The 19,476-nt window shown below is 65.8% G+C and carries 18 protein-coding genes and 1 tRNA gene; 4 read left to right on the plus strand and 15 right to left on the minus strand.

Annotation, left to right across the window (positions count from 1 at the left end; all coding sequences use genetic code 11):
* Nucleotides 1–75: 75 nt before the first annotated feature.
* The 13 genes from cyoD to cysS all read right to left on the minus strand — a co-directional run bounded on the left by cyoD (nt 76) and on the right by cysS (nt 14,412).
* A complete protein-coding gene (cyoD, locus tag WJ12_RS10450; RefSeq protein ID WP_011352504.1) occupies nt 76–408 on the minus strand; it encodes a cytochrome o ubiquinol oxidase subunit IV in 333 nt (110 codons plus the stop codon).
* Nucleotides 409–1,017 (minus strand): cytochrome o ubiquinol oxidase subunit III, encoded by a 609-nt coding sequence (gene cyoC / locus WJ12_RS10455; RefSeq protein ID WP_034188894.1) that lies wholly within the window; start codon nt 1,015–1,017, stop codon nt 409–411.
* Nucleotides 1,017–3,023: a cytochrome o ubiquinol oxidase subunit I gene (gene cyoB, locus WJ12_RS10460; RefSeq protein ID WP_034188895.1), complete on the minus strand. Its 2,007-nt coding sequence runs from the start codon at nt 3,021–3,023 to the stop codon at nt 1,017–1,019. The genes cyoC and cyoB overlap by 1 nt, the downstream gene beginning before the upstream one ends.
* 3 nt (nt 3,024–3,026) lie before the next feature.
* A complete protein-coding gene (gene cyoA, locus WJ12_RS10465) occupies nt 3,027–3,914 on the minus strand; it encodes a ubiquinol oxidase subunit II (RefSeq protein WP_034188896.1) in 888 nt (295 codons plus the stop codon).
* The gene (locus WJ12_RS36355; RefSeq protein WP_167361858.1) at nt 3,841–4,080 is read right to left on the minus strand and encodes a hypothetical protein; all 240 of its coding nucleotides are present in this window, start codon (nt 4,078–4,080) and stop codon (nt 3,841–3,843) included. Before WJ12_RS36355 ends, cyoA begins: the two co-directional genes overlap by 74 nt.
* 103 nt (nt 4,081–4,183) lie before the next feature.
* Nucleotides 4,184–5,713 (minus strand): complex I subunit 4 family protein, encoded by a 1,530-nt coding sequence (locus WJ12_RS10470; protein ID WP_034188897.1) that lies wholly within the window; start codon nt 5,711–5,713, stop codon nt 4,184–4,186.
* A 481-nt stretch (nt 5,714–6,194) separates the two neighbouring features.
* The gene (locus WJ12_RS10475; protein ID WP_069245670.1) at nt 6,195–7,583 is read right to left on the minus strand and encodes a glycosyltransferase family protein; all 1,389 of its coding nucleotides are present in this window, start codon (nt 7,581–7,583) and stop codon (nt 6,195–6,197) included.
* A 205-nt stretch (nt 7,584–7,788) separates the two neighbouring features.
* Nucleotides 7,789–7,882, minus strand: a tRNA-Ser gene (locus WJ12_RS10480).
* A 110-nt stretch (nt 7,883–7,992) separates the two neighbouring features.
* A complete protein-coding gene (locus tag WJ12_RS10485) occupies nt 7,993–9,246 on the minus strand; it encodes an aspartate kinase (RefSeq protein ID WP_034188899.1) in 1,254 nt (417 codons plus the stop codon).
* 354 nt (nt 9,247–9,600) lie between these two features.
* On the minus strand, nt 9,601–11,022 hold the full coding sequence (gene tilS / locus WJ12_RS10490) for a tRNA lysidine(34) synthetase TilS (protein ID WP_069245671.1): 1,422 nt from the start codon (nt 11,020–11,022) through the stop codon (nt 9,601–9,603).
* 46 nt (nt 11,023–11,068) lie between these two features.
* Complete coding sequence (locus WJ12_RS10495; protein ID WP_006478433.1) at nt 11,069–12,040, minus strand: acetyl-CoA carboxylase carboxyltransferase subunit alpha; 972 nt, start codon at nt 12,038–12,040, stop codon at nt 11,069–11,071.
* Nucleotides 12,041–12,143: 103 nt separating this feature from the next.
* Nucleotides 12,144–12,971, minus strand: coding sequence for a DNA-3-methyladenine glycosylase family protein (locus WJ12_RS10500; RefSeq protein ID WP_034188901.1), 828 nt, complete (start codon nt 12,969–12,971; stop codon nt 12,144–12,146).
* A 43-nt stretch (nt 12,972–13,014) separates the two neighbouring features.
* Nucleotides 13,015–14,412, minus strand: coding sequence for a cysteine--tRNA ligase (cysS, locus tag WJ12_RS10505; RefSeq protein WP_034188902.1), 1,398 nt, complete (start codon nt 14,410–14,412; stop codon nt 13,015–13,017).
* A 233-nt stretch (nt 14,413–14,645) separates the two neighbouring features.
* Between cysS and WJ12_RS10510 the strand changes: the two genes are divergently transcribed.
* From WJ12_RS10510 to WJ12_RS10525, 4 genes are all read left to right on the plus strand, one after another.
* Nucleotides 14,646–15,368: a tetratricopeptide repeat protein gene (locus WJ12_RS10510; RefSeq protein ID WP_083262742.1), complete on the plus strand. Its 723-nt coding sequence runs from the start codon at nt 14,646–14,648 to the stop codon at nt 15,366–15,368.
* Between the two features lie 40 nt (nt 15,369–15,408).
* Nucleotides 15,409–15,984 (plus strand): peptidylprolyl isomerase, encoded by a 576-nt coding sequence (locus WJ12_RS10515; protein WP_034188904.1) that lies wholly within the window; start codon nt 15,409–15,411, stop codon nt 15,982–15,984.
* 88 nt (nt 15,985–16,072) lie between these two features.
* Nucleotides 16,073–16,564, plus strand: coding sequence for a peptidylprolyl isomerase (locus WJ12_RS10520; RefSeq protein ID WP_006478428.1), 492 nt, complete (start codon nt 16,073–16,075; stop codon nt 16,562–16,564).
* A gap of 23 nt (nt 16,565–16,587) precedes the next feature.
* On the plus strand, nt 16,588–17,388 hold the full coding sequence (locus WJ12_RS10525) for a UDP-2,3-diacylglucosamine diphosphatase (RefSeq protein WP_034188905.1): 801 nt from the start codon (nt 16,588–16,590) through the stop codon (nt 17,386–17,388).
* A 52-nt stretch (nt 17,389–17,440) separates the two neighbouring features.
* Here WJ12_RS10525 and cysE read toward each other — a convergent pair whose 3' ends face one another.
* On the minus strand, nt 17,441–18,214 hold the full coding sequence (cysE, locus tag WJ12_RS10530) for a serine O-acetyltransferase (protein WP_034188906.1): 774 nt from the start codon (nt 18,212–18,214) through the stop codon (nt 17,441–17,443).
* A gap of 296 nt (nt 18,215–18,510) precedes the next feature.
* Nucleotides 18,511–19,335, minus strand: coding sequence for an RNA methyltransferase (locus WJ12_RS10535; RefSeq protein ID WP_049030217.1), 825 nt, complete (start codon nt 19,333–19,335; stop codon nt 18,511–18,513).
* Nucleotides 19,336–19,476: the final 141 nt, after the last annotated feature.

Consider the following 19,476-nt stretch of genomic DNA (forward strand, 5'->3'; position numbering starts at 1 on the left):
GAAAAAGGCGGCACGCGAGTGCCGCCTTTTCGTCATGAGCGCGCATGGATATCGGCCGCCGCGCCGCGACGCCGCTCAACGCGACATCATGTTCATGCTGACGTTGTGCATCACCCACAACGTGCCGACGATCAGGATCGCCGCGGTCAGCACCGTGTAGCTGAACGCCATCACGTTCCAGCGCTGGCCCGACGAGCCGTTCATGTGCAGGAAGTACACGAGGTGCACGACGATCTGCACGAAGGCGAGCACGGCCAGCGCGATCAGCGACGCATGCGGCGACAGCACGCCGCCCATCACGAGGCCGAACGACGCGGCCGTGAGCAGCACCGACAGGATGAAGCCGGCGACGTAGCCGCCGACGCTGCCGTGCCCTTCTTCGAGTTGAGACGAATGCGAATGGGCCATTTAGATCACGCTCGCGAGATAGACAAAGGAAAACACGCAGATCCACACGATGTCGAGGAAGTGCCAGAACAGGCTCAGGCACGTGAGGCGCCGCAGGTCGCGATCGGTCAGGTCGCCGCCGCGGAACACGATCTGCCCGGCGAGCACGATCATCCACAGCAGGCCGGCCGTCACATGCAGCCCGTGCGTGCCGACCAGCGTGAAGAACGCCGACAGGAACGCGCTGCGCTGCGGGCCCGCGCCTTCCGCGATCAGGTGCGAGAACTCGCGCAGTTCCATCGCGAGAAACGCCGCGCCGAGCACGAACGTCACCGCGAGCCATGCGAGCAGCGCGCCGCGCCGCTGCTTGTACGCCGCGAGCATCGCGAAACCGTACGTGATGCTCGACAGCAGCAGCGCGGCGGTTTCCACCGCGACGCCCGGAATGTCGAACAGCTCCTTCGCGGTCTGGCCGCCCGCGTACTGGTGGCCCAGCACCGCGAACGTCGCGAACAGCGCCGCGAAGATCACGCAGTCGGTCATCAGGTACAGCCAGAAACCGAACACCGAATGCGACGGCGGATGGTCGTCGTGCTCGAGCAGGGTCGCGCTCAAGGTTTTCTGCAACATCAGTTGGCCTCCAGTTCCACGTCGTCGACGCGCGCGGCCGTGCGCGTCGTCGGCTGCTTGTCCTCGATCTTCCGCACCGTCGACGCGGGGATGTAATAACCGTCGTTATCGCGCGAGCTGTAGATCACGAGCGTCGCGATGATCCCGACGAGTCCGCCGATCGCCATCCACCAGATGTGCCACACCAGCGCGAAGCCGAGCACCAGGCTGAAGATCGCGATCACGAGACCCGCGCAGGTATTCGACGGCATGTGGATGTCGCGGAACGTCGCCGGGTTCGGCCGCCCTTCGCCGCGCGCCTTCATGTCCGCGTACGCGTCGAGCGTGCGCACCTGCGGGATCACCGCGAAGTTGTAGTCGGCCGGCGGCGACGACGTCGCCCACTCCAGCGTGCGGCCGCCCCACGGATCGCCCGTCGTGTCGCGGTACTCGGGCAGGTGGCGATTGCGGATGCTGACCACCAGTTGCAGCAGCTGGCACGCGATGCCGATCGCGATCAGCACGGCGCCGAACGCGGCGACCAGCAGCCACGGATGCCAGGCCGGGTTGTCGTAGTGGTTCAGGCGGCGCGTCATGCCCATGAAGCCGAGCACGTAGAGCGGCACGAACGCGACGTAGAAGCCGATCTGCCAGAACCAGAACGCGGCCTTGCCGAGCTTCTCGTTCAGCTTGAAGCCGAACGCCTTCGGGAACCAGTAGTTGAAGCCCGCGAGATAGCCGAACAGCACGCCGCCGATGATCACGTTGTGAAAGTGCGCAATCAGGAACAGGCTGTTGTGCAGCACGAAGTCCGCGCCGGGAATCGCCATCATCACGCCGGTCATGCCGCCGAGCGTGAACGTGACCATGAAGCCGATCGTCCACAGCACGGGCGTCGTGAATTCGATCCGGCCGCGATACATCGTGAACAGCCAGTTGAACACCTTCACGCCGGTCGGGATCGCGATGATCATCGTCATGATCCCGAAGAACGCGTTCACGTTCGCCCCGGAGCCCATCGTGAAGAAGTGATGCAGCCACACGAGGAACGACAGCACCATGATCGCGCAGGTCGCGTACACCATCGTCTTGTAGCCGAACAGCGGCTTCTTCGCGAACGTCGCGATCACTTCCGAGAAGATCCCGAACGCCGGCAGGATCAGGATGTACACCTCCGGATGGCCCCACGCCCAGATCAGGTTCAGGTACAGCATCGCGTTGCCGCCGGCGTCGTTCGTGAAGAAGTGCATGCCGAGGTAACGGTCGAGGCCGAGGAGCGCAAGCGTCGCGGTCAGGATCGGGAACGACGCCATGATCAGCACGTTCGTGCAGAGCGCGGTCCACGTGAACACCGGCATCTTCATCAGCGTCATGCCGGGCGCGCGCATCTTGATGATCGTCACGAAGAAGTTCACGCCGGTCAGCAGCGTGCCGACGCCCGAGATCTGCAGCGCCCACAGGTAGTAGTCGACCCCTACCCCCGGACTGAACTGCAGCTCCGACAGCGGCGGGTACGCGAGCCAGCCCGTCTGCGCGAATTCGCCGATCACGAGCGACACGTTGATCAGGATCGCGCTGACGGCCGTCATCCAGAACGAGAGCGAGTTGATGAACGGGAACGCGACGTCGCGCGCGCCGATCTGCAGCGGCACGATCAGGTTCATCAGGCCGACCATGAACACCATCGCCATGAAGAAGATCATGATCACGCCGTGCGCCGTGAAGACCTGGTCATAGTGGTGCGGCGGCAGGTAGCCGGGCCCGTTGTACGCGAGCGCGAGCTGCATGCGCATCATGATCGCGTCGGCGAAGCCGCGCAGCAGCATGATCAGCGCGACGATGATGTACATCACGCCGAGTCTCTTGTGGTCGACCGTGGTCAGCCATTCCGTCCACAGCCATTTCCACCGGCCGGTGATCGTCAGCGCGGCGAGAATGCCCAGCACGACCAGCCCCATGAAGGCGCCTGCCCCCATGATGATGGGCTGATCGAACGGGATCGCCGAAAGTGTGAGTTTGCCGAACATGCGTTACCCCTTCGTGCCGCAGGCGGCGTCCTTCAGGTCGAGGACGTGGCCATCGTTGTATTTCGCGATGATGTTGTGGAAGAGCCGCGGATCGACCGACGAGAAGTAGCGCACCGGCGCCTTCTCGCTCGGCTGCGCGACGGTGCCGTACACGGTCGCGTCGAGCCGGTCCGGCGACGCCTTGACCTTCTGCACCCAGGCATCGAACTGTTCGCGCGGCTCCGCGAGCGTGCGGAACTTCATGTCGGAGAAACCGCGGCCGCTGAAGTTGGCGGACGTGCCCGCGTAGTTGCCGGGTTCGTCGGCGATCAGGTGCAGGCGCGTCTGCATCCCGGCCATCGCATAGACCTGGCCGCCGAGCTGCGGAATGAAGAACGAGTTCATCACCGAATCCGACGTGATGCGGAAATTCACCGGCGTGCCCACCGGAATCGCGAGCTGGTTGACCGACGCGATGCCGAGCTCCGGATAGATGAACAGCCACTTCCAGTCGAGCGCGACGACCTCGACGTCGATCGGCTTCACCGACGACTCGAGCGGCTTGTACGGGTCGAGCTCGTGCGTGGTCTTCCACGTGAGCACCCCAAGGAACAGGATGATCAGCGTCGGCACCGTCCAGATCACGACCTCGATCGCGGTCGAATGCGACCAGTTCGGCGCATAGGTCGCGTTCCGGTTCGATGCGCGATAACGCCACGCGAACCACAGCGTGAGCAGGATCACCGGCACGACGACGACCAGCATCGCCCAGGTGGACGTCGCGATCAGCGCCTTTTCGGCGGCGCCCACGCTACCTTTCGGATTTAGTACATCTAAATTACAGCCTGACAGGCTCAACGCCGCGCCGATCGACATCAGCGCCGCCCAGCCTCTTGAAGCTTTTCTTTTCATCACACAGCCCGAGGGTCATTGAATCCGTTTGCGTATGCCCGATGCGCATTCGATCCACGAAAGTGGCCGAATCATACGTCGCGCGGGTGTGATGAAAAACCGGTGGATGCGGCAAATCATCATTGCAAAATCTGCCGTGAGTCACATTGTCGCGGGGCAATTTCACGCAGCCGGAAGCCGGCCCGGCGCCCCTGCGCCGGACCTCGATCGATGTGCGCGCAACGACCGCGTCGCCACGCGATGCGGCCTGCTTGGCGCGCGCGCCGCGCTCAGTCGTGCGTCGACGCCATGTACGACGGCAGCGCCGGCACGGGGCCGTCCCCTGCCGGCACCTTCGAGTGGCTCGCTTCCTGGATCAGCTTGCCGACGGTCGGATCGATCGCGTCGGTAAACGGCTTCGGATCGATGCCGATCGCCAGCACGATCAGCGCGAGCGACGCGAACATCACGATCTCGCGACGGTTCAGGTCGGCGAGCTTCGCGATCCGCTGGCTCGCGACCTTGCCGAACACCACGCGCTTGAGCATCCACAGCGTGTACGACGCGCTGAGGATCAGCGTGAGCGCCGCGATCGCGCCGATCCAGAAGTTGAAGCGGATCGCCCCCATGATGACCATGAACTCGCCGACGAAACCCGACGTGCCCGGCAGGCCGACGTTGGCCATCGCGAACAGCAGCGTGAAGGTCGCGAAACGCGGCATCACGCCCGCCACGCCGCCGTACGCGGCGATCTCGCGCTGCTTCGTGCGATCGACGAGCACGTTCACGCACAGCAGCATCGCGCCGGCGACGAAGCCGTACGACACGAGCTGCACGATCGCGCCTTCGACGCCGATCCGGTTGAACAGGAACAGCCCGAGCGTGACGATGCCCATGTGTGCAACGGTCGAATACGCGAGCAGCTTGCCGAGATCGGTCTGCGCGAGCGCGATCAGGCTCGCATAGACGATCGCGAACAGCGATAGCGCGATCACGGCCGGTGCGAAGAAGTGGCTCGCATCGGGCGTGACCGGCAGCGCGAAGCGCAGGAACCCGTAGCCGCCGAGCTTGAGCATCGCGAGCATCAGCGCGGCACCGGTCGGGCCGTCGGTATAGACGTCGCTCAGCCACGTATGGACCGGCCACATCGGCACCTTCACCGCGAACGCCGCGAAGAAGCCGAGGAACACCAGCAACTGCGGCGCGAAGCCGAGTTGCAGCGTGCGCCACGCGGCCATGTCGAACGTATGCGACTGCGCATACAGGTACAGCATCGCCATCAGCAGCAGCAGCGAGCCGGCGAACGAGATGAAGAAGAACTTCACGGCCGCATAGACGCGTCGCTCGCGCCCCCACGTGCCGATCAGCAGGTACAGCGGGATCAGCGTCGCCTCGAAGAAGATGAAGAACAGCAGCCCGTCCTGCGCGACGAACACGCCGACCATCAGCCCCGACAGGATCAGGAACGACGCGTAGTACTGCGCGACGCGCACCGTGACCGACTCCCACGACGCGATCACCACCACCAGCGTCGTGAAGGCGGTCAGCACGACGAGCCACAGCGACGCGCCGTCGATGCCGACACGCCATCCGGAATTGAACGCCGCCAGCCAGTCGCGGCTTTCGACAAACTGCATCGCCGCCGAATGTGCGTCGAAGCCGGCAACCAGCGGGACGACGGCCGCCAGCCCCACGATCGCGCCCGCGAGCGCGATCAGCCGCGTCCGGCGCGGGTGATGGTCGGAACCGACGCGCAGCAGGCACGCGCCTAACAGGATCGGAGCCCAGATGGCCAGGCTCAGGAAGGGGAAATCATGCATGTCAACAAAGCCTTGAGGAGGTCGCGCACTGTATCGGGGACAGGCGAGACGAAAGGTACGAAATCAAATCGACAGGTAGATTTCGTGAATCGCCAGCGTTGGCAAAATGTAAAGCGGCATCACGGAAAAACTTGATGCCGCTCAAACGCGATCGGGTTAACGAGCATAAGGCGATTGATTATTTTCTGCAGCGCAGCAGAGCCTCAATTTTCCACGCCGACGCATGGCGCTGATTTGATTGAGTAATTTTTTGTATTACGCGCCGGGCTCATCATGAAAAACGACGCAATGCCGCATTTTTGACATCGTCGGTTCATTTCGTGGGGCCGGAATGGAATTATCGAGGCCGGGCAGGACGATGGTCCGGCGCACCTCTTTTTCTTACATCGATACTTACATTCATCTTCCGATCGGCCGAGCGAATGGCCACCCTGCCCGCCCACCGTCACGGCAGCCCGCGCATGCTTCATGCTCCCGGCCGTCAGCGCCGATGGCTTTGCCGGTCCCACACGCGCATCGTCACCGCTCGATAGTGGTCGTGTTGCGCGGGGAAATGAACGAAGCGGCTGTCGCGCGTCGCGTAGACCGGCGACGCCGCAAGCGTCGTCGCGTCGACGATATGACGTGCATCGATCATGCCGGACTCCAGCAGTTCCACATAGATCGCCTGCTGGTCGCCGCCGCTCGCGTAGACCGACGACCGATCGTCGAAGCGCTCGATGCGCGCGCAGATGCGCTCGACGAGTGCGCGCATCGGCGCCACGTTGCGCACGCCGATCATGCATGAATTGATCGCCCAGGCCGTGTGATCGGTACCGATCAGGAAGTCGCGGCCCTCGATCACGCCGTCGATGGACCGACTCTGGTCGATTGCCAGGATGTCCGCATCGACCCAGAACACGAATTCGTGGTGCGGCAGATGTTCGCGAATCAGATGCAGCTTCGCCCAGTTCGCATCGATGCCGCCCGGCAGAAACGCGGGCGCCTCGCGATACGTGTGGTACGCATAACCGTGCCGCGTGCAGTAGCGGACGAAGTTTTCCTCGTGCAGATCGCCATAGCCCGCGATATGCGGCGTATGCAGGCTCACGAACGCAACACGCGCGTGCGGATTCACGTGCCGCTCCGCTTCGCGCGTTCGCTGCTGCGCGGCGCGCCAGTCGTCCAGCGCGCGCGGGGAATCGCCGCGCTGGTACCGCTCGGCATCGTCGACGAGCGCGACCACGTAGCGAAAGTCGTAGTCGGCCGCCGGCGCCCAGCCACCGTCCACGTCCTGCCACTCGGGCGCGTGGTGCGCGACCAGCGGCCGAGCGCCGGCGATCGAATCGATCGCGATGCCCTCGCTCCAGACCGTCTGCACCGACGCGAAATGCCCGTTCGCGAGCGGTACATCGAACGGCAGCGGCGCAAAGTGCTCCGCGAGCAGCGTCGCCTCGCACGCGTGACGCCGTTCCGGAAGGCGCATCGCCCACTTGCCCAGTTCGAGCGCGAGCTCGCGCAATCGCTCCCGCACGCCGGGCACGTTGCGGAAAATCATGCCGCTCGCGGCAGGCAGCGGCGACTTCGACGTCTGGGTGGTGACGATTGCGTCGTAACCGTGCGCGACGTCCGGCAGCGCGTGCGGATCGAACACGACGGAGAACGGATCGAGCACGAGCAGCAACGCGCCCGGCTCCATCGCGACGAGCTGCGCGATGAGCGCGTGGTACTTGTGCAGGATCTGCTGGCGCTCGCCGTACACGTGCGTGCCGTCGACGATCGCATGCCGGTAGCCGTGCAACTGCGCGTAACGCGCGTGATTGTCGACGAGTCCGTCGACAGGCCGATGAGAGCGGAACGTCAGAACTGCATGCGGGCTTGCCACGAGCATCACCTTGAATTGCGCCGGTCGATACGCGTATGTTGCGCATGACAGGGGCTCAAGTCGAGCATTCATTGCCCGAGGGGCCGCGACAAGGTTCGCGTGAGGACGCGATCCGGCAGCATCGGACCTGTCGCGCGCGACACGGCACGACGGGCCGGAAAAAGAAAAAGCCCCGCAAGTCCGAGAACTTGCGGGGCTTTGTCACCGCTTTTGGCGGAGACGGAGGGATTCGAACCCTCGATCCAGGTTTTGGCCCAGATGCTCCCTTAGCAGGGGAGTGCCTTCGACCTCTCGGCCACGTCTCCCAAACTTTCGCTCGCACCAGGGAGGCAGTGCGACGAGAACGAGATATTATAGGGTTTCGAACCGTGCGTCAATTTCGGTGATGCATTTTCTTCAATGCATCACGAAAAATTCACGATGCCTGGTCGAGTTCGAATGCCTTGTGCAGCGCGCGGACGGCCAGCTCCATGTATTTCTCGTCGATCAGCACCGAAATCTTGATTTCGGACGTCGAGATCATCTGGATGTTGATGCCCTCTTCCGACAGCGTGCGGAACATCTTGCTCGCGACGCCCACGTGCGAACGCATGCCGACGCCGACGACCGACACCTTCGACACCTTCGGGTCGCCCTGCACGCGCTCGGCGCTGACATGGCCCTGCACCTGGTTGGTGAGGATGTCCATCGCCTTCTGGTAGTCGCCGCGGCCGACCGTGAACGTGAAGTCGGTTTTGCCTTCGACGCTCTGGTTCTGGATGATCATGTCGACGTCGACGTTCGCGTCGGCGACCGGGCCGAGGATCTGATATGCGATGCCCGGCTTGTCGGGCACGCCCATCACAGCAATGCGTGCTTCGTCGCGCTGGAACGCGATGCCGGAAATGACTGCCTTTTCCATGGTCTCGTCTTCTTCAAAAGTAATCAGGGTGCCCGAGCGCATTTCTTCGTCGAGCGCAATCAGCGGATCGGTCAGGCTCGACAGCACACGCGTCTTCACCTGGTATTTGCCGGCGAATTCGACCGAGCGGATCTGCAGGACCTTCGAGCCGAGGCTGGCCATTTCCAGCATCTCTTCGAACGTCACGCGATCGAGGCGGCGCGCCTCTTCGACGACGCGCGGGTCGGTCGTGTAGACGCCGTCGACGTCCGTGTAGATCAGGCACTCTTCGGCATCCAGCGCGGCCGCGACCGCCACCGCCGACGTATCGGAGCCGCCTCGGCCCAGCGTCGTGATGTGGCCGTCCGGATCGACGCCCTGGAAGCCCGTGATGATCACGACCTTGCCGGCGTTCAGATCGGCCTTCACGCGCTCGTCGTCGATCGAGTGAATGCGCGCTTTCGTGAACGCGCTGTCGGTCTTGATCGGTACTTGCCAGCCGGCGTAGCTCACGGCCTCGACGCCGATTTCCTGCAGCGCGATCGACAGCAGGCCGACGCTGACCTGCTCGCCGGTCGACGCGATCATGTCGAGCTCACGCGGGCTCGGCTGGCTCGAAATCTCTTTCGCAAGACCGAGCAGACGGTTGGTTTCGCCGGACATCGCCGAAGGCACGACCACCATCTGGTGCCCGGCCTGATGCCATTTTGCGACGCGTTTCGCGACGTTCTTGATGCGCTCGACCGAGCCCATCGAAGTGCCGCCGTATTTGTGTACGATGAGTGCCATTGTCGTTCTGAACTGGAGGAGAAACCGCACGGGCGCGCTGGGCAGGCCGCGTAGCCGTTCGGTCACGCGGCTTGTGGCTGTGGACGGACGACAAGGGGGACGGCTGGGACGCAACACGCAAGCGTGACGGATTTTGCCCGGAAGGCCGATCAGGCCGCGCAAACCGGGTACGTCACGCGGAAAACCTGCACAAAACGCTCAAAAATCGAGCCGAGCAAACGACCGAGCGTACCCGATAGAAGCCCGCTTGACAAGCCGCCCGCCGTGCTGGGAGCCGTTCAGGCGCTGTTTACCAAATGGTGAAAATGGGCGCGCCATCGCGCCGCCGGACGCGTGCCGGACGCGTGCCGGACGCTACGCGATCAGCAGGTCGGGGCGCCATTCGATCCGGCGCCAGTCGCCGTTGCCGGCCGTCTCGCTCCCGGACAGGCCGATATCGCGATCGAGGCCAAGCCGCGGCACGTAGAGCAGCCGGTCGCCCGCGAACAGAAGCGGCACGTCGCGCTGCCAGGCCGGCACGCCGCGCTCCTGGAACAGGTTCTTCAGCGTGCGGCCCGGGCCGCCCGGCGACATGCGCATCCGCTCGCCGCCCGCGCGGGCGCGTACCGTGAGCCTGGCGCCGCGCAGCAGCGCCTCCGGCACCGCGCCGGCGCTCGCCGCGTCGGCCGGCGCGAACACGAACGTGCCGCGCCAGCCCGGCACGTGCCAGACCTCCTGCCCATCCCACGCGAGCGCTGCTTCCGGGTGCGGCGTGCCCGTGCCGTCATCGGCCGGTTCGCTGCTGTCGCCCGCTTCCCAGTAAACGGTATCGCGATAGAGCCGCAGGCACTGCCCTGCGTGATCGACACGCAGCGCGTGCGCGTCATGCGCGGCGCGCAGCTGCCGCATCATGTTGGCGAGCCGCGCGGCCGACGCGCCCGGCAAGCCGAGCCGGCGCATCCAGAAGCGCAGCAGGTTCGCGCCGCGCGTGTCGTCGAACGCGACCAGCGCGTCGCGCGACAGCGCATGCCCGTCGTCGCGCGCAACGGCGGCGAAATCCAGTTCGGCCAGATCGTCGAGCAGCTTCTGCGCGGCGGCCGCATGCTGCGCCGCGCGGCCGAGCGCATCGCGAAAGCCCGGGAAATGCACGGCCAGCGCCGGCAGCACGTCGATGCGCAACGCATTGCGCGCATAACGCGTGTCGCCGTTCGATTCGTCGTCGATCCATGCGAGCGCATGCTGCTCCGCGTAGCGCTCAAGTTGCGCGCGCAACAATCGCAGCAACGGGCGCACCCGTTCGACGCTCACGCCGTCGGGGCGATAGCGCGGCGCCATCGCGGCGAGCCCGGCGATGCCCGCGCCGCGCAACAGCTGCAGCAGCACGGTCTCCGCCTGATCGTCCGCATGTTGCGCTAGCCACAGCGTGGCCGCGCCATGGCGCTCGCACATCGCGCCGAGCGCCGCGTAACGACGCTCGCGTGCCGTGGCCTCGATACCGAGGCCGCTGTCGCGCGGCACGTCGACGCGCATCGATTCGAACGCGACGCCGAGCCGCGCGGCTTCCGCTTCGGCATGTGCAACCCATGCATCGGCGTTCGCGCTCAGGCCGTGATGCACATGCAGCGCGACGCAACGCGACGCGCCCGCGACGCGCACGGCCGCATCGAGCAGCACCGTCGAGTCGAGGCCGCCGCTGAAGGCGATCGCGATGCGCGCATCGGCCGTCATGCCGGAAAGCGCAACGCCGACCGCGTCGAGGACGGCGCGGTCGGCGGAGAATTCGGTCGGTGGGATCACGAGAGGAACGCGCGCGCAGCGGCGCGCGAATCGAATACGCAGCCGGTCATGCGCCCGGCGTGGTTTCCTTGAACTTGCCGTAGGCCATCAGGCGCTCGAAACGGCGCTCGCGCAGCGCATCGATGCTCATGCCCTGGAACTGGCGCAGCGAATCGGCGAGCGCGCGGCGCAGCAGTGCGGCCATGCCCTTCGGGTCGCGATGCGCGCCGCCGAGCGGCTCGTTGATGATCTTGTCGATCAGGCCGAGCGCCTTCAGGCGGTGCGCGGTCAGGCCCAGCGCTTCCGCGGCTTCCGGCGCCTTCGCGGCGCTCTTCCACAGGATCGACGCGCAACCTTCCGGCGAGATCACCGAATAGGTCGAGAACTGCAGCATCATCACGGTATCGGCCACGGCGATCGCGAGCGCGCCGCCCGAACCGCCCTCGCCGATCACGGTCGTGATGATCGGCGTCTTCAGCTCGGCCATCACGTACAGGTTGCGGCCGATCGCCTCCGACTGGCCACGCTCTTCCGCGCCGATGCCCGGGTACGCGCCCGGCGTGTCGACGAACGTGAAGATCGGCAGCCCGAACTTCTCGGCGAGGCGCATCAGGCGTTCGGCCTTGCGATAGCCTTCCGGACGCGGCATCCCGAAATTGCGCGCGGCGCGCTCCTTCGTGTCGCGGCCTTTCTGGTGACCGATCACCATGCACGGATGACCGCCGAAGCGCGCGAGACCGCCGACGATCGACAGGTCGTCCGCGAATGCGCGGTCGCCATGCAGTTCGTGAAAATCGGTAAACAGTTCCGCAACGTAATCGAGCGTGTACGGACGCTGCGGATGCCGCGCGATCTGCGACACCTGCCACGGCGACAGGTTCGCGTAGAGGTCTTTCGTCAGTTGCTGGCTTTTCTTCGACAGCCGCTCGATTTCTTCCGAAATATCGACAGCCGAGTCGTCCTGCACGAATCGCAGCTCTTCGATCTTGGCCTCGAGTTCGGCGATCGGCTGTTCGAAATCCAGAAACGTGGTCTTCATGTGTTCGAATCCTTGGGTCTTGCGGCAGCGCGTATTCTACCCGCGCGGGCGACGCTCAAAACCGGCTCTCAACTATTGACATTCAAAACCCGATAGTCGACGCTCAGGCGTCGGCGTCGGGCGCATCGAGGCTGCGCCACATGTACCAGGTCGCGACGGTGCGCCACGGCTCCCAGTTGGCGGCGACTTCACGCGCCTCGCTGCGCGTGACGGGTTCCCCGCTGAAGTAATTGACGCTGATCGCGCGGATCAGGCCCGGGTCGTCGAGCGGCAGCACGTCCGGCCGCGACAGGTTGAAGATCAGGAACATCTCGGCCGTCCAGCGGCTGATGCCGCGGATCTGCGTGAGTTCCGCGATCACGTCCTCGTCGTCCATCGACGTCCATTTGTCGACGTGCAACGCGCCCGAGACGAAATGCTGCGCCAGATCCAGGATGTATTCCGTCTTGCGTTTCGACAGCCCGCATGCGATCAGCTTGTCCGCGCCGAGCCGTATCACCGGCTGCGGCGCGAGCTTCGGACACGCGTCCTCGATGCGCGCCCACAGCGACTGCGCGGACGGCACCGAAATCTGCTGGCCGACGACCGAGCGTGCGAGCGTGACGAACGGGTCGCCGCGCTTCACGAGATGCGCGGGACCGAACTTCGGAATCAGTTTCTTCAGGATGCGGTCGCGCTTGACGAGATCGGCGCACGCCTTGTCCCAGTAAGCAGGACGCACGACGACCTCCTCGCCGCCCGCTTCGGGCGCACGCGTCTTGCGGGCCGCGTCGGCGGCCGGCTGCGCAGCCGCCGGCTGCGCGTGACCGTTCAGCGCACCGTTCGGCACGGCGCGCGTCGCGTCCGCCTTCGCCGCCGGCACGCGCCTGGCTGCCGGACGTGCGGCGACCGCGGTCGCGCGCCTGACCGGCGCTTTTCTAGCCGTTGCCATCTTGCCTCCTACCTGACGGATCGGTCAGTGGAACGCGCCGCGCTCATACGCGACGCCATTCGGTCGATCCGCCCGGTTTGTCTTCAAGTGCGATGCCGGCTTCGAGCAGCTGCGCCCGGATCCGGTCCGCTTCGGCATAGTCCTTCGCTTGCTTCGCCGCGACGCGCGCGGCGATCTTCGCTTCGATCTCGTCGGCTGCGAGCGCGCCCGCCTGCGCGGCGCCGGACGCCTGCTGCAGGAATGCGCGCGGTTCGCGGCCCAGCAGGCCGAGCAGGCCCGCCAGCTGTTTCAGCTGCCGCGCGAGCGACGCGTCGCGCGTGCGATTCACTTCGCCGGCGAGCTCGAACAGCGTCGCCACCGCGACCGGCGTGTTGAAGTCGTCGTTCATCGCGGCCGCGAAACGCTGCGCATGCGGCTCGTTCCAGTCGAGCGCGAGCGTGTCGGCCTCGACGTCCTTCAACGCCGTATACAGGCGCGTGAGCGATGCGCGCGCGTCGTCGAGATGCACGTCGCTGTAGTTGAGCGGCGACCGGTAGTGCGTGCGCACGATGAAGAAGCGCATGACTTCCGCGTCGTAGCGCTCGAGCACCTCGCGGATCGTGAAGAAGTTGCCGAGCGATTTCGACATCTTCTCGTTGTCGACCTGCACGAAGCCGTTGTGCATCCAGTAGTTGACGAACGTCTCGCCGGTCGCGCCTTCGCTCTGCGCGATCTCGTTCTCGTGGTGCGGGAATTGCAGATCCTGCCCGCCGCCGTGGATGTCGAAGTGATTGCCGAGCAGCGAGCAGCCCATCGCCGAGCACTCGATGTGCCAGCCCGGGCGGCCCATCCCGTACTTCGACGCCCACGACGCGCCTTCCGGCTCGTCCTCCTTCGCGCGTTTCCACAGCACGAAGTCGAGCGGATCCTGCTTCGCGTCGTTCGCCGCGACGCGCTCGCCCGCGCGGAGGTCGTCGAGCGACTTGCCCGACAGCTTCCCGTAGTTCGCGAACTTGCGCACCGAGTAATTGACGTCGCCGTCGGTCGCCTGGTACGCGTAGCCGTTCGCCTCGAGCGTCTCGATCATGCCGAGCATCTGCGGGATGAACTGCGTCGCGCGCGGCTCGAGGTCGGGCCGCTGGATACCGAGCGCGGCTTCGTCCTCGTGCATCGCGTTGATGAACCGGTCGGTCAGCGACTTGATCGTCTCGCCGTTCTCGACCGCGCGGCGGATGATCTTGTCCTCGATGTCGGTGATGTTGCGCACGTACGTGACCCGATAGCCGATCGCACGCAGCCAGCGCTGGACGAGGTCGAACACGACCAGCATGCGCGCGTGGCCCACGTGACAATAGTCGTAGACGGTGATCCCGCATACGTACATCCGCACTTCGCCGGACTGGCGCGGCACGAAGACTTGCTTGTCACGCGCGAGCGTGTTGTAGATGCGCAGTGATTCCATAGAGATGAACCGTGAGCCGAAGGAAACCGCCCTGGCGAAGCTCGCCCAGCATGCGACACGGACGGACCATCTGCTGCGGCACCGGGCCGAGCGTCCTCGTATCACATGGGGCGGTCAGGCTGCAAGCACAGCGGTGACGGCCACGAGAGGCTAAGAAAGACTGTCTGCGGCTCGCCGGAACGCGCAGACGTTTTGTTAGAATGGCTCGGAGTATAACATTCCGATTTACGCCTATGAAACCTCATCGCGGCCGCGCGCCGAGCGCTGCGACCCTCGTTGCGACCACCGTCATGGGCGTCGTGCTGACGCTTTTCGCGGCCCCCGCGGCGCATGCGCAGAAAGCCCCGGCCGTCGCCGACGGCACCCCCGAAATCGACTCGTCCATCGCCGGCAAGCAGTGGAAGCAGGCGCTCGCGCAACTCGACGCGCGCATCGCGTCGAACCCGCACGACGTGCAGGCGCAGTTCAAGCGCGGCACCGTGCTGGCCCGCCTGAACCGCGACGACGACGCGATCCAGCAGTTCGTCGCGATCACGCAGGCGTACCCGGAACTGCCCGAGCCGTACAACAATCTCGCGGCGCTTTACGCGAAGCATGGCCGCTACGACGAAGCGCGCACCGCGCTCGTCACCGCGACGCAATCGAACCCGAGCTATTCGCTCGCATACGAGAACCTCGGCGATCTCTACCTGAGCCTCGCGGCCGAGTCGTACAAGCGCGCGCAGTCGCTCGGCCGCACGAGCGGCGCGACCGCGCAGCGCCTCGCCGATCTCCAGAAGATCGTGTCGCCGCCGAAAGCCGCGCCGAATGCGCGCGCGGTGACGCCGGCCACGCGCGACTACACCGACCGCGCCGCCGCGAACGTGAGCACCACCACGCTGCCGATGTCGCCGACGTTCCAGTTCAACGGTCCGTCGGGCGCGCTGGCGGCGCCGTACGTCGCGCCGTCGCAATAAGCGGCGCGGCCTTCTTTCCCCTCCCAACCTGAGGATCGCAATGAAACGTCTGTTGCTGGCGCTTGGCGGCGCCGCCCTTCTCGCGACCGCACCCGCGTTCGCGCAATCGGCCACCGCGCACCCCGTCGTGCAGCTGAAGACCTCGCAGGGCGACATCCGTGTCGAGCTCTACCCGGAGAAGGCGCCGAAGTCGGTCGCCAACTTCCTCGATTACGTGAAGGCCGGCCAGTACAACGGCACGATCTTCCATCGCGTGATCAAGGGCTTCATGATCCAGGGCGGCGGCTACAAGACCAACTTCGAGGAGAAGCCGACCCGCGCGCCGATCCCGCTGGAGAGCCGCAATGGTCTGAAGAACCTGACGGGCACGATCGCGATGGCCCGCACGAGCGATCCGAATTCGGCCACCGCGCAGTTCTTCATCAACACGGTCGACAACAGCGGCCTCGACTACCCGAACCCGGACGGCAACGGCTATGCGGTGTTCGGCAAGGTCGTGTCGGGTCTCGACGTCGTGAAGAAGATCGAAGGCGTGGCGACGACCTCGCGCGGCCCGATGCAGGACGTGCCGGCGCAACCGGTCGTGATCGAATCGGCCAGCATCGTCTCGAAGTAAGAACCTGCCGGCACGTCCGGCGACTCACGCGGCCGCGTCGCACGACCGGCCGCGTGCCATTTAAACCGCCTCACCGAAGGAATTCATCATGGTTGAACTGCATACGAACCACGGCGTGATCAAGCTCGAACTCGACGCCGCGAAGGCACCGAAGACGGTCGAGAACTTCCTGAACTACGTGAAGAAGGGTCACTACGACGGCACCGTGTTCCATCGCGTGATCAACGGCTTCATGATCCAGGGCGGCGGCTTCGAGCCGGGCCTGAAGCAGAAGCCGACCGACGCGCCGATCGACAACGAGGCGAACAACGGCCTGAAGAACGACAACTACACGGTCGCGATGGCGCGCACGAACGATCCGCACTCGGCGACCGCCCAGTTCTTCATCAACGTGAACGACAACGACTTCCTGAACCACTCGTCGCCGACGCCGCAAGGCTGGGGCTACGCGGTGTTCGGCAAGGTCGTCGAAGGCCAGGACGTGGTCGACAAGATCAAGGGCGTCAAGACGGGCAACGCTGGTTTCCACCAGGACGTGCCGACCGACGACGTCGTGATCGAAAAGGCCGTCGTGGTCTGACGCACGGTTACGGAGACACTTCGATGTTGCAGGAGAGTCCGCCGCGAAGCGTCTCCGCGGGCGTGCCTGGCGAACGCCAGTACGCGCAAGCCGCACGCCCGTTCCTGTTTCTGTCCGATCTGCATCTGAGCGAAGCGATTCCGAAGACGGTCGCCGCGTTCGAGCATTTCGTGAAGTACACCGCCGACAGCGCCGACTCGGTGTTCATCCTCGGCGATCTATTCGAATACTGGATCGGCGACGACCTCCTCGACGACGACCCGTTCGCGGCCCGCATGGCCGCGCTGATGCACACGTTCTCCGAGCGCGGGATCGCGCTCTACGTGATGCACGGCAATCGCGATTTCCTGCTCGGCCGGCGCTTCATGAAGGCAGCCGGCGCGATGCTGCTGCCCGACCCGTCGCTGATCATGGCGTTCGGCCAGCGTATCGTGCTCGCGCACGGCGACGCGCAATGCACGGCCGACCGCGGCTACCAGGTGTTCCGCCGCTTCGCGCGCAACCGCGTCGCGCAATGGCTGTTTCTCGCGTGGCCGTTCCGCTGGCGCCGCGCGCTCGCGCAACGCATGCGCTCGAACAGCGAAGCGGGCCGGATGCGCCCTGCCTCGGCCATCTACGACGTCACGCGCGAAGGCGTGGCCGCCCTGTTCCGCAAGAGCCGCGCGAGCGTGATCATTCACGGCCACACGCACCGCCCCGCGCGCCATCTGGAACCCGGCGGCATCCGCTGGGTGCTGCCCGACTGGGATCTCGATCACGGCACGCCGCGTGGCGGCTACCTGCGCGTCGATGCGGAAGGCATCCACGCCATGCCGCTCGAGTGACGCCGCCGCTGCCGTTGCATTGACCGGCCGCCGTCGGCGCCCGCCGCGTGGATTACATCTGGCGCTCGACCGTCTTGCCTTCCAGCACCGCCGACAGCCGGCGCAGATCGAGGCGCGCCGCATCGGCGCCCTGCAGCGTTTCCAGATGCGTGCCGAGCTGCTCGAGCGCCGCGACGATCTCGTCGACACGACGGCTTTCCTTCGCCGCGTGATCGATCAGGCCGTGGATCGCGAGCGACATCGGATCGTCGGCGTTCGGCGTGATCCCGTAGGCGCAGAATGCCGCACGCTCGGGCTGCGGCTTCGGCTGCGCCGGCATCACGATGCGCGCCGGATTGCCGACCGCCGTGCCGCCTGCCGGCACCGGCTTCACGACGACCGCGTTCGAGCCGATCTTCGCCCCCGCCCCGACCGTGAAACCGCCGAGCACCTTCGCGCCCGCGCCGACGATCACGCCGGCTTCGAGTGTGGGGTGGCGCTTCGCGCCGCGCGTGAGCGACGTGCCGCCCAGCGTCACGCCCTGATAGATCGTGCAGTCGTCGCCGATGATCGCCGTCTCGCCGATCACGACGCCCATGCCGTGGTCGATGAACACCCGCCGGCCGATCGTCGCGCCGGGGTGGATCTCGATCCCCGTCAGGAACCGCCCGGCCTGCGACGCGAAACGCGCGAGCCAGTAGCGCTTCGCGCGCCAGCAGGCGTGCGCGAAACGATGCAGCACGAGCGCATGCAGCCCCGGGTAACAGGTCAGCACTTCCCATGCACTGCGAGCGGCGGGATCCCGCTCGCGAATCGTGGCAACGTCTTCGCGCAGTCTCGTGAACATGATGTGGTCTGGGAAAAGGCCGGCGGGCATCGCCGGCAATGCCCGGCCGTTATCGCACCGGGTAATTTGCTTATGACGTCCGGCGATTGTAGGGCCAGTCGCACATGGCCGCACGCGGTCGCGCGTTCACCCCGCCGCCGGCGCGGGTATTCGAACGACAGGCTTGCTGGAACGGGCTTGCGGGGAGGATCGGCCGGATGGAATGGACCGGACCCGGCGCCGCCGGTCGACCGACGCGCGGCCCGACGCGACACCCAGGCGGCGACCGAACGACCGGCAACCGGTGCGCCGGCCGCTTACGCGTCGCCGTCGGGCTTGCCCGACTTCAGCAGGATGTGCTTCGCGACGCCGCGCAGGATGTTGACCTCCTCGCGCTCGAGGCCCGTGCGCGCGAACAGGCGCCGCAACCGCGGCATCAGCTTCTTCGGATTGCGCGGATCGAGGAAATCGAGCGCGATCAGCGCGTGCTCGAGGTGGACGTACATCCGCTCGATCTCGTCGCTCTGCGCGAGCGTGCCGGCTTCGGCCGACGGTTGCGCCGACGGCTCGCTCGCCTGTTCGAGAAACGCGACGCGCAGCTCGTACGCGAGCACCTGCACGGCCTGCGCGAGGTTCAGCGAGCTGTAGGCCGGGTTCGCCGGAATATGCGCGAGCGCGCTGCACTGCTCGACATGCTCATTGGCCAGGCCCGTGCGCTCGTTGCCGAACACGAGCGCGATGTCGCCCGTACCGACCTGCGCACACGCGTGCGTGGCGGCCGCGCGCGGCGCAAGGCGCGGCGGCCCGTATTCGCGCGTACGCGCGGTCAGCGCGATCGACCAGTGGACGCCCGACAGCGCGTCGCCGAGCGTCGGCACGACATGCGCGGACGCGAGGACGTCGTCCGCGCCGCTGGCCATCGCGATCGCCTCGGGGTCGCTCTGCACGTGCGGCACGCGCGGCGCGACCAGCACGAGACGCGAGAAGCCCATCGTCTTCAGCGCACGGGCGGCCGCCCCGACATTGCCGGGATGGCTCGGCTCGACGAGCACGAAGCGGGTGGACGTGAAGCCGCCGGACGGCGGCGGAGACGAGGCCGCGCCCGGCTCGGCCGGCGCGGCGGTGTTCTGCGGGGTTTCCACTACGATACGACTCGGTTCATCAGAATGGCAGTATGGTATCGCCATCGCCGCGGCAAACCCACTCGTCCGGACGGACAGTGGGGGTTTCCCCGTATCCCGGTCGCCTGAAACCGTCAAAAATCGGGTAAAATCATGCCTTTA

Source organism: Burkholderia seminalis (genome assembly GCF_001718535.1).
GTDB lineage: Bacteria > Pseudomonadota > Gammaproteobacteria > Burkholderiales > Burkholderiaceae > Burkholderia > Burkholderia seminalis.